This window comes from Stappia stellulata DSM 5886 (genome assembly GCF_000423705.1).
Lineage (GTDB): Bacteria > Pseudomonadota > Alphaproteobacteria > Rhizobiales > Stappiaceae > Stappia > Stappia stellulata.
In genome coordinates this window covers 78,717-92,469 of the sequence record NZ_AUIM01000013.1, presented here as the reverse complement: position 1 = coordinate 92,469, position 13,753 = coordinate 78,717, and the positions used below count along the sequence as shown (strand labels likewise).

At 65.0% G+C, this 13,753-nt stretch carries 12 protein-coding genes; 7 read left to right on the top strand and 5 right to left on the bottom strand.

Going from position 1 to position 13,753, the window contains the following annotated elements:
• Window positions 1-84 precede the first annotated feature (84 nt).
• From G572_RS0111770 to G572_RS0111750, 5 genes are all read left to right on the top strand, one after another.
• Complete coding sequence (locus G572_RS0111770; protein WP_029058655.1) at window positions 85-999, top strand: hypothetical protein; 915 nt, start codon at window positions 85-87, stop codon at window positions 997-999.
• Between the two features lie 154 nt (window positions 1,000-1,153).
• Window positions 1,154-1,933, top strand: a complete 780-nt coding sequence (locus G572_RS0111765) for a hypothetical protein (protein ID WP_029058654.1) — start codon at window positions 1,154-1,156, stop codon at window positions 1,931-1,933.
• 52 nt (window positions 1,934-1,985) lie between these two features.
• Window positions 1,986-2,810 (top strand): hypothetical protein, encoded by an 825-nt coding sequence (locus G572_RS0111760; RefSeq protein ID WP_029058653.1) that lies wholly within the window; start codon window positions 1,986-1,988, stop codon window positions 2,808-2,810.
• 146 nt (window positions 2,811-2,956) lie between these two features.
• Window positions 2,957-3,739 (top strand): 3-hydroxybutyrate dehydrogenase, encoded by a 783-nt coding sequence (locus G572_RS0111755; RefSeq protein WP_029058652.1) that lies wholly within the window; start codon window positions 2,957-2,959, stop codon window positions 3,737-3,739.
• Between the two features lie 55 nt (window positions 3,740-3,794).
• Entirely contained in the window at window positions 3,795-4,811 is a 1,017-nt protein-coding gene (locus G572_RS0111750) for a patatin-like phospholipase family protein (RefSeq protein ID WP_029058651.1), read from the top strand.
• A gap of 492 nt (window positions 4,812-5,303) precedes the next feature.
• Here the strand turns inward: G572_RS0111750 and G572_RS0111745 are convergent, their stop codons facing one another.
• Window positions 5,304-5,762 carry a L,D-transpeptidase gene (locus tag G572_RS0111745; protein WP_037546694.1) on the bottom strand — a complete coding sequence of 153 codons (459 nt, stop codon included), beginning with the start codon at window positions 5,760-5,762 and terminating at the stop codon, window positions 5,304-5,306.
• A 304-nt stretch (window positions 5,763-6,066) separates the two neighbouring features.
• Here G572_RS0111745 and G572_RS23575 point away from each other — a divergent pair, with 304 nt between their 5' ends.
• Window positions 6,067-6,903: a pentapeptide repeat-containing protein gene (locus G572_RS23575; RefSeq protein WP_051242255.1), complete on the top strand. Its 837-nt coding sequence runs from the start codon at window positions 6,067-6,069 to the stop codon at window positions 6,901-6,903.
• Between the two features lie 84 nt (window positions 6,904-6,987).
• Here the strand turns inward: G572_RS23575 and G572_RS0111735 are convergent, their stop codons facing one another.
• From G572_RS0111735 to G572_RS0111725, 3 genes are all read right to left on the bottom strand, one after another.
• Window positions 6,988-7,806 (bottom strand): MipA/OmpV family protein, encoded by an 819-nt coding sequence (locus G572_RS0111735; protein WP_029058649.1) that lies wholly within the window; start codon window positions 7,804-7,806, stop codon window positions 6,988-6,990.
• A gap of 122 nt (window positions 7,807-7,928) precedes the next feature.
• Window positions 7,929-9,977, bottom strand: coding sequence for an oxidoreductase (locus G572_RS0111730; protein WP_029058648.1), 2,049 nt, complete (start codon window positions 9,975-9,977; stop codon window positions 7,929-7,931).
• Between the two features lie 20 nt (window positions 9,978-9,997).
• On the bottom strand, window positions 9,998-11,578 hold the full coding sequence (locus tag G572_RS0111725) for a trimethylamine methyltransferase family protein (RefSeq protein ID WP_029058647.1): 1,581 nt from the start codon (window positions 11,576-11,578) through the stop codon (window positions 9,998-10,000).
• Between the two features lie 132 nt (window positions 11,579-11,710).
• Between G572_RS0111725 and G572_RS0111720 the strand changes: the two genes are divergently transcribed.
• Window positions 11,711-12,619 (top strand): LysR substrate-binding domain-containing protein, encoded by a 909-nt coding sequence (locus G572_RS0111720; protein ID WP_029058646.1) that lies wholly within the window; start codon window positions 11,711-11,713, stop codon window positions 12,617-12,619.
• Between the two features lie 20 nt (window positions 12,620-12,639).
• On the opposite strand, the gene G572_RS0111715 is transcribed toward G572_RS0111720, so the two are convergent.
• Window positions 12,640-13,653, bottom strand: a complete 1,014-nt coding sequence (locus G572_RS0111715) for a methyltransferase (RefSeq protein ID WP_029058645.1) — start codon at window positions 13,651-13,653, stop codon at window positions 12,640-12,642.
• Window positions 13,654-13,753: the final 100 nt, after the last annotated feature.

The window sequence follows — 13,753 nt, the reverse complement described above, 5'->3', positions numbered from 1 at the left end:
GGGCCGGTGCTGTCGCAGGAACGGCGCGTCTTGACCCGGCGGGCGCGAAGCCGCATCTGAGAGGGAACGGAGAAAAATTGCATCATGCTTCTGGTGGTTCTGAGCCGCACGCTGGATCTGGCGCGCAAACGTCTTGCAACGCTGTTCGCGGCCGGCTGGGGCTACATGCTTCTGCTCGTCGCGCTGAATGTGGCGATCAGCGCGTCCCTGATGCCCGCGGAAGGCTTCACCACCGGCTCCTACATGATGGAGCCCATCGTGGAGGGGACCGAAACCGCCGAGCGCGACGCCGCCCTCCGGCTTCTCGCCGTGCTTGCCAATCTGCTTGCCGGCTTTTCCATCGGGGTCGCCTATCTGCGCCGGGTTCTTCTCGGCGCGCGCGAGTTCCCGCTTGCTTTCGGTGCGCGCAATCTCCGGGTCGCCTGGAAGCTCGTGATCCTCGGTCTGCTCGGGCTGTTGATGCTGGTGCCGCTTGTGATGCTCGCCGGCGTCCTGGTGCCGCTGCTCGGGCCGATCGGGGTCTTCGCGCTCGTCGCCGCGCCCTTCGTGGCGTTGATGCTGGTGCAGCGCATCTCGCTGGTACTGCCGGCGGCCGCCCTCGACGACGAGATGACGCTGAAGGAGTCGTGGGCGTTGACCCGCGGGATCGGCTGGGCGCTGGCGGTGGCGGCCCTTGCCGTGACGCTGCTTGCGGGTCTCGGCGTCTGGATCTGGTCGCTGCTGCTGATCCTGCTCGGCGCGCTGGTCAGCGACATGGGCGCGCTGGCGCAGCTGCGCTCCGCGCTGTTTCCCATGGGCGCGATGGTGCTCGTCACCTGGCTTTTCGCCAGCCTGCACACCACGGCCTATGCGCTGGCGCGTGAGCGCTTCGCGGCGCAAGCCGGCCTCAAGACGGCGGAACTGGCCGAGGCTGAAGTGCGCCGCCGCAAGGCGACGCGCGAAACGGCGGCGCGGGCCGTGGATGCCGTACGCGGTCTCTCGGACAAGCGGCGGCGCTGACGATCCGCGCCGGCACATGATCGACATCCACCGTTTTCGCGGCGGAACGCTTGCCGATGCGCGCAGGGGTTGGGATAGTGCAACCTGGTTTCAACCGCTTTGCGGGTGCTGGCCTGCGTAAGGACCGTTTTCGTTTACGTTTTTGGGGGGATGCATGCTTTTCAAGACGACCGGCCGGCTTTTTGTCGGCGCATTCAAGGCGCTCTTCGCCAATTTCGAGATCTTCCTCAAGATCAGCTGGGCCTGGTTCGCGATCTTTGTGGTGGGGCAGGCAATGATGTTTGGCCTCGCGCCCCAGGAGCCGTTCGCGTTCAGCGCGGCCCATTTTGCGGTGACGCTTGTCTTCGCCGCTGCCTATATCCTCGGCAATGCCTCCATTGCGGTTGCCTGGCACCGTTGCCTGCTGATGGAGGAGCGGCCGGGCTGGCTGCATCTCACCGTCGGCGGTCGTGAGCTGCGCTACGCGGGGAAGTTTCTCGTGGTTATGCTGATCGTGATGGTCCTGATGATCCCGGTGGGGGCCCTGGCCTTTGTCGTTGCCACGCTGGGCGTCTTGACCTTTGTCGTCATGACGGCTGCGGTTGTCCTCGTGGTCCTTCCCTTCATGCTGCGGTTCAGTCTTGTTCTGCCCGCCGTCGCGCTGGATGAACCCCTCGGCTTCGGCGAGGCGTTCAGCGACAGCGAGGGGTTGGGTTTGCCGATGTCCTTCGCGGCGACCGGTCTTTCGCTCGTGATCGGCGGTGGGACCTTCGTCGTCGGTCTGCTCGCGGCCGGGGGGGCGAGCGTCTTCGCCGGCATCGCGGTGTTCATTCTCACCCTCGCCCTGCAGATCTCGGCAACTGCCCTGCAGGTCAGCGTCTTGACCGGCGGCTATTACATCCTGCGCGAACGGCAGATGCCGTCCGGCGGCGGACCGCAGGCGCCGCAGAGCTGAGCCGCCCTCGACTTCCTCTAGCAAGTCATTCGAACCCAAGGGTCTTGCGACAATGTTCATCGAAACCACGCGCAGGTTACTGGTCGGCACCGTCAAAGCTGTCTCCATGAATCCCGTGCTGTTCGTGAAGGTCTGCGGGGCATGGACGGTGCTTCTTGCTGTCCTGAGCATCGTGTCTGGCTCGGTGACAAACATGTCTGCCGGCCACACGACATCGTTTCAGCCGGCAGACATCCCCTACCTGGTGGGTGGAATGATCTCTGCAGCGTCGATTTCCGTTGCCTGGATACGCGGGGTGCTACTGAAGACGTCAGTTTCCTCGATAAATCTGCGGTTTCAGACTCGAGAGGCCATTTTCTTTTTCTGGACTATAATAATTATTCTTATCTTGGGTGCTTTTGTTTTTTTATTTGCAATATTGGATTTGATTTTATCGTTCTTCGTGGCGAATTTACTTTTTTTCGTTGGTTCGGGTGCCTTTCAGGTCTTTTCCTACGTCGCGGTTGCAGCAATTGTAGCATTTGTCTCGTTTCTGTATGCGGCGCTTTCTCTCATTCTTCCCGCGAAGGCGCTTGATGAAGACCTGACGCTCAAGCAAGCGTTTTACGAGAGTCGCGGGCTCAGGCTCCCTATGATCGTTTCGTATCTTGTTGTGGGGGGCGTCCTGCTCTGTGTGTATTATCTCATTGATTTTCTTGTCCCGGCTGAGTCCGCTCGATCGGTTCTTGGTGCAATCAAGACGTTTGTACTGGAGGCTGTGGCCAACCTCGGACTTGTTCTCTACACCGGCATCCTCACCGGGGGCTATTACATCCTGCGCGAACGGCAGATGCCGTCCGGCGGCGGACCGCAAGCACCGGAGACACCGGAGAGTTGAGCCGCTGACGCAGGAGGCGGGTCTCGTCGGGGTCTTGTCGCGTGGGGCGTCGCGGCCCATGTTGCGGTGCAACGCGATCTCATGTTCTATGAGCGCCGGCGCGCCGCCGGACTGGTCGGGCGGCCATGGCGACGAAGGGGATTTTCATGCTCAGCTCCAAGACGGCTCTTGTCACCGGTTCCACCTCGGGCATCGGGCTGGCGATTGCGCAGACGTTCGCGAAGAACGGCGCGAATGTCGTGATCAACGGCTTTGGTGACGCGGAGGCCATCGAGAAAGAGCGGGCGGGCATCGAAAAGGAACATGGCGTCAAATGCGTCTATTCCGGCGCTGACATGACCAAGCCCGAGGAGATCGCCGCGATGATGGGGCAGGCCGCCGACACCTTCGGCGCGGTCGACATTCTGGTGAACAATGCCGGCATCCAGTATGTTTCCAAGATCGAGGAATTTCCGGTCGAGAAATGGGACGCGATCATCGCGATCAACCTCTCCTCCGCCTTCCACACGATCCGCGCGGCCGTGCCGGGCATGAAGGAAAAGGGCTGGGGCCGCATCATCAACACGGCATCCGCCCATGCGCTGGTCGCCTCGCCGTTCAAGAGCGCCTATGTCGCGGCCAAGCACGGCATCGCCGGCCTGACCAAGACGGTCGCGCTGGAAGTGGCGCAGTCGGGCATCACCGTGAACGCGATCTGCCCGGGCTACGTCTGGACGCCGCTGGTCGAAGCGCAGATCCCCGACACGATGAAGGCGCGCGGGCTCACCGAAGACGAGGTCAAGCGCGACGTGCTTCTGGCGGCGCAGCCGACCAAGGAATTCGTCACCGTCGACCAGGTGGCCTCCATGGCGTTGTATCTCACCTCCGACGCCGCCTCCTGCATCACCGGATCGCTGCAGCAAATGGACGGCGGCTGGGTGGCGCAATAGCGGGCGAGCGGATCTCCGGTCGCTGTCGAACGATCCTCCCACGAAAAGGCGCCCCATGACCGCAGGTCCCAAGGCGATCAATCTGGCACTTCAGGGCGGCGGCGCGCATGGCGCCTACACCTGGGGCGTTCTCGACTGGCTGCTGGAAAGCGAGAATTTCGTCATCGATGGCGTGAGCGGTACCTCCGCCGGCGCGATGAATGCGGTGGTGCTTGCCGACGGGCTTCACAAGGGCGGTCGGGACGGCGCGCGCGAGGCGCTGCACCGCTTCTGGAAGGCGGTGAGCGACCAGGCGTGGCTCAGCCCGATCAAGCGCACGCCCATCGACATGATCATGGGCCAGTGGAGCCTCGACATGTCGCCGAGCTTCATCGCCTTCGACCTTGCCTCGCGGTTTTCCTCGCCCTACGAGTTCAATCCGCTCAACATCAATCCCTTGCGGGACGTCGTCGAAGCCTCCGTCGATTTCGATGCCGTGCGCGCCTGCGACAGCATTCGCCTCTTCGTCGCCGCCACCAATGTGCATTCCGGCAAGATCCGGGTGTTTTCGGGGGCCGAGATCGACGTCGATGCGGTGATGGCCTCGGCCTGCCTGCCGCATCTCTTTCAGGCGGTGGAGATCGACGGCGTGCCCTATTGGGATGGTGGCTACATGGGCAATCCGCCGCTGTTTCCGCTGTTCGGGGAAACGGCCACGTCCGACACGGTGCTCATCCAGATCAACCCGGTGGAGCGCCCGGAGACGCCGAAGAGCGCGCGCGAGATCCTCAACCGGCTGAACGAGATCACCTTCAATTCCACGCTTTTGCGCGAGATGCGGGCAATCGAGTTCGTCAGCCGGCTCATCGAGGACGGAAAGCTCGACCGCAAGGACTACCGGAAAATCCACATGCACCGCATTGCCGCCGAAGATCTGAAACCGCTGCAGGCCTCCTCCAAGGTCAATGCCGAGTGGCGCTTCCTGAAGCATCTTCACGACATCGGTCGCGATGCCGCGAAGGCCTGGGAGGCGGAGAACTTTGACGCCATCGGCCATCGTTCGAGCGTGGATCTGCGCAGCGAATACCTGTAGCGGCGATTCGCCCGCGATTCGCGCTGCGGATTTTCCGGGCCCGGTTCGCCAGTCGTTTTGCGGCTTTCCCGGCGTGCGTTAACGTCCGCTTTACGCAATGGGCCGTGCATGTCGCCGATTGCAAGGCGCAATGGTTACCAAATACCTAACGACATCAATATCTTGTGGTGGGTTCTGCTGTGCGCGCCGCATCTTGAAACGACAGCGTGCCAACCTTTTGGCAAGGGTTTTGCCGCATGATTGGCACGCTGATAGTCAGGTAGTGCGTCGTCAGCAATTGGCGGACGAGGGAAGGTGGCAAATGCGACCCCGCTATCTTCCTTCGTCCCGCCGGCTTCTCAAGCCGCAGACCCCGACGAGACCGGCAGGGCCGGTCCGCGAAAGCCTGACAGCCTGCGCCGACACGCTTTGCGTCGGCGGCGCCATTCACCCGCACATTAGGCCTTGCAGGCCTTGCGTCAATCCGCCGTGAGAGCCATTGGCCTGTAAAGGTTACCGGGTAATAACGATTCGCGCATTGCGTTTGCCGTTTTGCTTGATCAACGAAAACAGCCGTTGTGCATTTTCGGGGTGCAGGCGCACGCAGCCGTGCGATGCCGGGCGCCCGAGGCTCTTGATCGCCGTGGTGCCATGGATTGCATAGCCGCCATGGAAAAACACCGAATAGGGCATCGGCGAATTGTTGTACTTGCGGGAGAAGTAACGCACATGCATGCGTCCGGGCCGGAAGGTGCCGACGGGGGTGCGGTATCCGCGCCGGGCCGTCGATATCCGCCAGGTGGCGGTGTGTCGCCCGTTGACGAAGACCTTCATGCGCTGGTCCGACAGGTCGATGCGGGCAAGAATGCTGTCGGCTTCGGCGGCCGGCGCCGCAAGCGCCACCGCGAGACCGACCAACACGGCGCTCGCGATTGGGAGGAAGCGTGCCCGAAAAGCGTTTGCGGTGATCATGCGAAAGCCCTCCCAAGCCGTTTCGGCTCGCCTGTATGTTCCGAAACGGCAGTATATCCGCATTTCCGTCTCGTCACACACAAAGGAATCACGCATTGCGGGGGCCGCGCCTTGCAAGGGCTTGCAAGTGCTGCCCTGTCGATCCATCGCCTCGCCTGCGGTGTTCGGTCGCCTTGCCAGGCGGCACCGACCGGGTTCTGTCGAGGGCGTGGAAGCGGGTAAGGTGTTGGCGAGGCTTTGGCCTTACAATAGACCGCGACTGTTCCCAGATTAGGGAAGAGCCAGTTTATCCGGAGAGGACCCCATGAGACGCGCATTTTCCATCCCGCACGCGGCTTCGACCATCCTTGTCCTTGCGCTCGGCGCAGGTCTGTCGACGGGCGCTGCCGCGCAAACGGTGCTGGAGGGGTTCCGCGAGAGCGGGCAATGTCCGGACTGCGACCTGCGGCTTGCCGAGATGCGCGGGATCGCGATTGAAAACGCGAACCTGTCGGGCGCCATCCTGCGCGAGGCCGATCTCAAGGCGGCTTCGCTGGTCGAGGCGGACCTGAGCGGTGCGGATCTTCGCCGTGCCGAGGTGGAGCGGGCCGACCTGTCGCGCGCCAATATGACCGGCGCGTCGATGCGCGGCGTCGATCTGGAGAAGGCGACGCTTGCCGGAGTGCGGTTGAATGACGCGGATCTGCGCGATGCCGACATGTCGGATTCCGACCTGACCGGCGCGAGCCTCGTCGACACGGACCTGCGGTTCGCGCTGCTGGTGCGTGTGAAGGCCGACGGCGCGTCCTTTCGCGGTGCCAAGATGGAAGGCATCAGCCTGGAACGCGCCAATCTCGCCGGCGCCGATTTTTCCGGCGCCCGGCTGAAATACGCCGATTTCGACCGGATCGAGGCGAAGGGCGCCGATTTTCGCGATACGGACCTGACAGGCGCGCATTTTTCCAGCGCGAACCTGACGGGGGTCAATCTGACCGGGGCGCGTCTCGAAGGGACGTTGTTCCGCCGCACGCGGCTGGTCGGGGCCGATCTCACCGGTGCGCGAGGGCTGGACAAGGCGCGCATGATCGGGGCCTGCGGCGACGGCAGCACGAAGCTGCCCGACGGCTTGCAGATCGAGACTTGCGCGGACCTGCGCGACTGAGGCGCGCCTTTGCGTAAGCACGAAAAAGCCGCCATCCGGATCCCCGGAGGCGGCTTTTGTCGTTTCAAGAGGCCCTGAAAACGCTCAGTCGAAGAGATCGAAGGCGAAGCGGTAGGTGACGCCGGCGCCGATCGAGAACTGGTTCTCATTGCCGTCGCGCACGATCGGGCTGTTCTTGGCATCGCCGATGAAACGGTCCCAGCCGGCCTGCAGGTGCAGGGCCGTGGTGTCGGTGACCGCGTAGCTCGCGCGCCCCAGAATGCCGAGCGACTTGAAGCCGCCGTCGGCGTTGTAGGCCGTCAGCGTGCTACCCGGGGCCGCCGCCTCGGCTGCTGTCACGCCGAAATAGGTGCTCATGTAGTCGCCGGAAGCGAAATCGGCGCGCGGGCCGATGCTGAGCTGCAGCCGCTCCATGGGATTGAAGATCACGTCCGCGCCGATCTGGCCGACCTGACCGGAGTGGCCGTTGATGCCCTGGCGCAGCTCGACGAAGGCGCGGAACCAGTCGTAGCGGAAGCCTGCGCCCAGACCGAGTTCAAGTGCCCAGTCGACGGTGCGCGTGCCGGTCAGCGAGGCGCTGTCGGAGGCCTTGCGTTCGCCGACGAAGTTGAACGAAGGGAAGAAGAAGACGCCGCGCTTCTTGGTTTCGCCATCCGCAACCTGACCGAAGCCCGGCAGATAGAAGCGGCCGACGGAGACGATCGGCATGGGCATGACCAGAAGCCTGTCCGCGCCTTCGTATCTCGGCTTGGCGAGCGCGCCCACGCCCAGGTCGATCACATATTGTCTCTGCGGCACCGGCAAATCGTCCGGCGGGGCAAGTCCGTCCTGCGCGCCGGCAGGAGCTGCGATCGCCAGCGTCGCGACGCTGGCAAGGACGGTCAGAAGCTTGAAATTTCGCATGATGGGAAGGACCGCTCCGGCAGACTGAACTGATTTTTCCGGTTATACGCTGTTTCGTTGCCGAATTGGCTAACGCAACGGCGAATTGCCGGAAGTGTTGCACTTGTGCACCGGTGGAGGCGTCACAGGTCCTTCGTCAGCCGCAGCGCCTCGTAGATCGCGGCGTGGATGTTGCGCGAGGAAACGGCGTCGCCGATCCGCGCAAGCAGGAATTCGCCATCCGGATTGGTCCGGGGGAAGGGCGATGCGCCTTTCGCGGCGATCACCGCCGGCCAGTCGATGGCGCCGTGGTTGCGCGAGGCGGGTTTCAGCGCCTTGTAGAGGTCGTCGAGCGGCAGGGTGCCATGTTCCACGACCACCTGGTCCACGCGCCTGTCATGTGTGTGCGGCGAATAGTCGGACCCGAGGGTCGCGACCAGTTCGTTGCCGTCGCGCGCGATCCCGGACAATCGCGTGTTGATGGTGATCCGCACGTCCCTTTCCTGAAAGAGCCTGGCGTAGGGCACATGGTTGAGCCCGCCCATTTCCGGCGCGAAGAACCGCTCTGGCGTGACGATCTCCACCTCGGCTCCCGCGTTTGCCGCGACTTCGGCGGCCTGCATGCCCGGGTGCCCGCCGTTGTCGTCGAAGACGAGCACGCGCCGGGCCGGCGTCACGTCGCCCGAGAGGATGTCCCATGAAGACACCGCAAGCTCCGCGCCGGTTTCGACCACCTCGGTGTCGGGCAGCCCGCCGGTGGCGATCAGGACCACGTCGGGGGCGAGGTCGAGCACGTCGGCGGCCTCCGCCCAGGTGTTGAAGCGAAACACGACGCCTGCGGCCTCGCAGGCCGCCAGCCGCCAGTCGATGATGCCGATCAGCTCGCGCCGGCGCGGGCTTTGCGCGGCGAGCCGCACCTGTCCGCCCGCCTGGGGCGCGGCTTCCAGGACCGTCACGTCATGGCCGCGCTCGGCCGTGACGCGCGCGGCCTCCAGTCCCGCCGGCCCCGCGCCGACGACAACGACGCGCCTCGCCGGCCCGTCACCGCGCGCGATCACATGCGGCATGGTCGCCTCGCGGCCCGTCGCCGCGTTGTGGACGCAGAGCGCCTCGTGGCCTTCGTAGATGCGGTCGAGACAATAGGTGGCGCCGACGCAGGGGCGGATTTCGTGTTCGCGCCGCTCGGCGACCTTCCGCGCGATATGCGGATCGGCGATATGGGCGCGCGTCATGCCGACCATGTCGAGCTTGCCCTCGGCGATGGCGTGGCGCGCGGTGGCGACATCGGAAATGCGGGCGGCGTGAAACACGGGGAACTTCGTCGCGTCCCGCACTTCGCCGGCGAAGTCGAGATGCGGCGCGGAACGCATGCCCTGGACCGGGATCACGTCGGCGAGGCCGGCATCGGTGTCGATGTGGCCGCGAATGAGGTTGAGGAAGTCGATCCTGCCGTCGGCAACCAGGCGCCGCGCGATCTCCACGCCCTCTTCCCGCGTCAGTCCCTTGTCGAAGGCTTCGTCGGCGACCATGCGGATTCCGACGATGAAGTCCGGACCGACGCGTTTGCGGATCGCGTCGAGCACGGTGCGGGTGAAGCGCAGCCGGTTGTCGAGCGAGCCGTTGTGGTGGTCCTCGCGGCGGTTGGTGGCCGGCGACCAGAAGCCGTCGAGCAAATGGCCGTAGGCCTCGATCTCGATGCCGTCGAGACCGGCCGCCCGCATGCGTTCCGCCGCATCGGCATAATCCTTCAGGATGCGCTCGAGATCCCAGTCCTCCGCCTCCTTTGGAAAGGCGCGGTGGGCGGCTTCGCGGGTCGGCGAGGGGGCGAGCACCGGCAGCCAGTCGGCCTTGTTCCAGCCGGTGCGCCGGCCAAGGTGAGTGAGCTGGATCATCACCGCCGCGCCATGCGAATGGCAGTCGTCGGCAAGCTCCTTCAGCCAGGGCACGATCTCGTCCTTGTAGGCGTGGAGATTGCCGAAGGCGGCCGGACTGTCCGGCGAGACGACGGCCGAACCCGCCGTCATCGTCAGCGCGATGCCGCCCCTTGCCCGCTCCGCGTGGTAGAGCCGGTAGCGCTCCTTGGGCAGGCCTTCGTGCGAGTAGGCCGGCTCATGGGCGCTCGACATCAGCCGGTTGCGCAATTCCAGATGCTTGAGCCGGTACGGTTGCAGCAGGGGGTCCGTCGACGTCATTGAGCTCGCTCGGGCTTCGGTCAATACCACGCATCTTCCATCGACGCCTTGCGGCGCGCAATGAAATCCAGGAGTTCCGTTTCCACGGCAACATCCAGCGGCGGTGCCTCATAATCGCGAAGCATCGCCTTCCAGCGGGTGTTGGCGCGGGTCGCCGCGTCCTTGCCGCCGGCTTCCTCCCAGGTCTCGAAGGGATCGTTGTCGGCCAGTTCGCTGTCCCAGAAGCAGGTCTCGTAATTCGCCATCGTATGGGCGCAGCCGAAGAAGTGGTTGCCGGGGCCGACCTCGGCAAAGGCATCGAGCGCCAGCGCGTTGTCGTCGACGGCAACGCCGGCCAGATAGCTGTGCAACGCGCCGCACTGGTCGACGTCGAGCACGAATTTCTCGTAGCTCATCGACAGGAGGCCATCGAGGAAGCCGGCCGAATGCAGCAGGAAATTCGCGCCGCTTTGCACTGCGGAGAGCATCGACATTGCGCTTTCCTGCATGGCCTGGGCGTCGGGCAGCTTGGAGGTGGTGAAGGAGCCGGCACAGCGCAGCGGCAGGTTGAGCCGTCGCGCCAGTTGGCCGACGACGAGCGAGCCTGCCGCCGGCTCCGGCGTGCCGAAGGTGGGCGAGCCGGAGCGCAGCGCCATGGAAGAAAGAAAATTGCCGAAGATCACCGGCGCGCCGGGGCGCACAAGCTGCGTGAGCGCGCAGCCGACCATGGTTTCGGCGAGCGCCTGGGCGATGGCGCCGGCACTCGTCACCGGTCCCATCGCGCCGCCCAGGATGAAGGGCACGATCACCGAGCCCTGGTTGGCGGCGGCATAGGCGCGGATTGCGCCGGTCATCGTGCCGTCCCAGACGAGCGGCGAATTGACGTTGACGTTGCCCATGATCACGCAGTCGCGCTCGACCGTCTCCGCGCCGAACAGGATGCGGCACATCTCGATGTTGTCTTCCGCGCGTTCCGGCGCCGTGATCGACCCCAGGAACGGCTTGTCGGAATACTTCAGGTGCGAAAACACCATGTCGAGATGGCGCTTGTTGACCGGTATGTCGGTCGGTTCGCAGACGGTGCCGCCGGAATGATGCAGCCAGGGCGCCATCCAGGCGAGCTTCACGAAGTTCTCGAAGTCCTCCAGCGTGCCGTAGCGCCGGCCCCGGTCGAGATCCATCACGAAGGGCGAGCCATAGGCAGGCGCGAATGCCATGTGCGGGCCGCCGATCCTGACCGAGCGGGCCGGATTGCGCGCATGCTGGACGAATTCGGCCGGAGCTGTCTTCAGGATCTCGCGCAGCATGCCGGGTTCGAAGGTGCAGGTGAGGCCCGTACCGCCGGCGCCGGCTTCGCGAAACAGGCGCAGCGCCTCGTCGTCGCCGCGAAACTCGATGCCGATCTCGGCCAGGATCCGGTCGGCGGCCGCCTCGATGCGGCAAAGCCGGTCCTCGTCCAGGATCTCGTAGGGCGGAATGGCGCGGGTGACATAGGCCGGACCGGCAAGTTTGGCGGCCGCGCGGCGTTCGCGGCGGCGCTCGCGCGCGCCGCGTCGGGGGGTGCTTGTCTCCGGGGCGTCCTTCGCGCCCTGCGGTGGCGGCGACAGTCCTGCAACAGCCATTGTGCTTTCCTCCCGGTCGCGGCGGCCGGGCCGGTAAACCCGCTGCCGTCTCCTGCATCCGGTCAAAAGCCTAGCTGTCGTCAAACGTCGCGTGATGCTGGAAAATTCTCATGCGTGAGATAAGCTCACCTGATGGAAAGCCTGCGCCACCTGCTGCCCTCCGCCAGTGCGCTCATCGCCTTCGAGGCGGCAGGCCGCCACGGCAGTTTCACGCGTGCCGGCGAAGAGCTCGGCATGAGCCAGGCGGCGGTCAGTCTTGCGGTAAAGGGGCTGGAGGACACGCTTCGCGTGCGCCTGTTTCACCGGCGGCACCGACGCGTGGAACTGACGGACGCCGGCGCGCGGTTTCACGCCGATGTCGCGCGCGGGCTGGGGACCATCCGCAAGTCGGCGGAAGAGCTTCGCGCGCTGGGCACCGAGCGGCATGTGACGCTGTCGGCTTCGACCGCCTTCGCCAGTTTCTGGATGCTGCCGCGTCTGGCGCGGTTTCGCGAGGACCTGCCGGGGATCGACCTGCGCATCCAGACGTCCGAGCGGGATCTCGACATCGCGGCGGAAGACATTCCGCTCGGGGTGCGGTCTGGCGTCGTCGGCGGGTTCTTCGCCTATGACGCGGAGGTTCTGGCGCCGGAGCGGATCCAGCCGGTCGCAAGCCCCGCCTATGTGGAGGCGCATGGCCTGCCGGAGGGCGCAGAGGCGCTTGCCCGGCACAGGCTCATCCATCTGGAAGAGCCCTATCGGCCTTGCACGGACTGGGGCGACTGGTTTGCAAGCGTCGGGTTGCCGCGCCCCGCGCGCGCCAGCGGGCTGTCGATCAACGACTATGTCCTGGTCGTGCAGGCGGTGATGGGGGGGCAGGGCATTGCGCTCGGGTGGCACCACCTCACCGACCGGCTGGTCGGCGACGGCTTTCTGGTGTCGGTCGACGACCACGTGCTGGAAACGGCGACGCCCTTCCAGCTTGTGTGGCCGCGCGACCGCGTTCTGACGCCGTCGGGCGAGCAGGTGCGCGACTGGCTGCTCGACCAGCGCGACACCTGAGGCCTTTCGCCCCGTCCGGCTCAGGCGGGGCGGGTGCCGAGCGCCAGCTTGGTCATGCCCGGGATCAGCGGCTCGACGCCGACGTTTTCGAAGCCCGCCTTGATCATCTGCTTTTCCAGCCAGTCGTCGGCGATGGAGCGTGCCTCCGGCGTGAAGGCGGTATGCTGCAACTGCCAGAGCGCGGTGTTCTTCGGGCCGGCGCGGTCGCTGTCGACGACGAAGTCGTGCACCATCAGCTGGCCACCCGGTGCCAGGTGATCGAAGGCGCGCTTGAACAGGTCCTCATGCGCATGGTCCGGCACGCCGGACAGCAGATAGGACATCAGGATCGCATCCTGGTCGCGCGGCCATTCGGTTTCCAGCGCGTTGCCCTCCAGATAGGAGATGCGCTCCGACAGGCCGGCCTTGTCGACAAAGCTGCGGCCGAGCTTCGCCACATTGGGAAATTCGACGACGGTTGCCGAAAGCTCCGGGAACGACTGGCAGAGCGTGATCGCGAAGGCGCCGGTGCCGCCGCCGACGTCGAGCAGCTTGCGCGCCTTCGACAGGTCGATCCGCCGTGCGAGGCCGAGCGCCGGGCCGAGCGAGCCGGCGTGCTGGCTTTCGGAATAAAGCCGCGCCTCCTTGGGATCGGAGAACCAGTCGGCATAGGAGGCGGTGGCGTCGTCCGGCAGGTCGCCGGACAGCGCCGGCTCGATCTGATCCATCAGCGGATACATCTGCTGGCCGACCTGGAGCCGCAGATAGTCGCCGAAATCGTATTTCGCGCCCTTGACCAGGAAGCGTTCGGCCGCCGGCGAATTGCGATAGGTTCCATCGTCCTGTTCGACCAGGCCGAGCGCGGCAAGGGCCGTCAGCAGCGTGCGGCAGCGTTCGCCCGGAAGGCCGACCGTCTTCGCCAGCGCATCGACCGTTGCCGGCGCTTCGGCCAGTTGCGTGAAGATGCCGAAGTGAAGGGCAGCAAACAAAGCTTTCGAGCCCATGTAGCCAAAAGCAATATCCGAGATTTCTTCCGCTTCCGTAAGGGTCGGCATCGGTCTGTCGTCTCCTTGTCATCGATCGTGCGTCGGCCCGCAAAGATCGAGCCGTCCGGGAAATTGCGAATTTTCTGTCGTTGCCCGGAACGGAAACGCT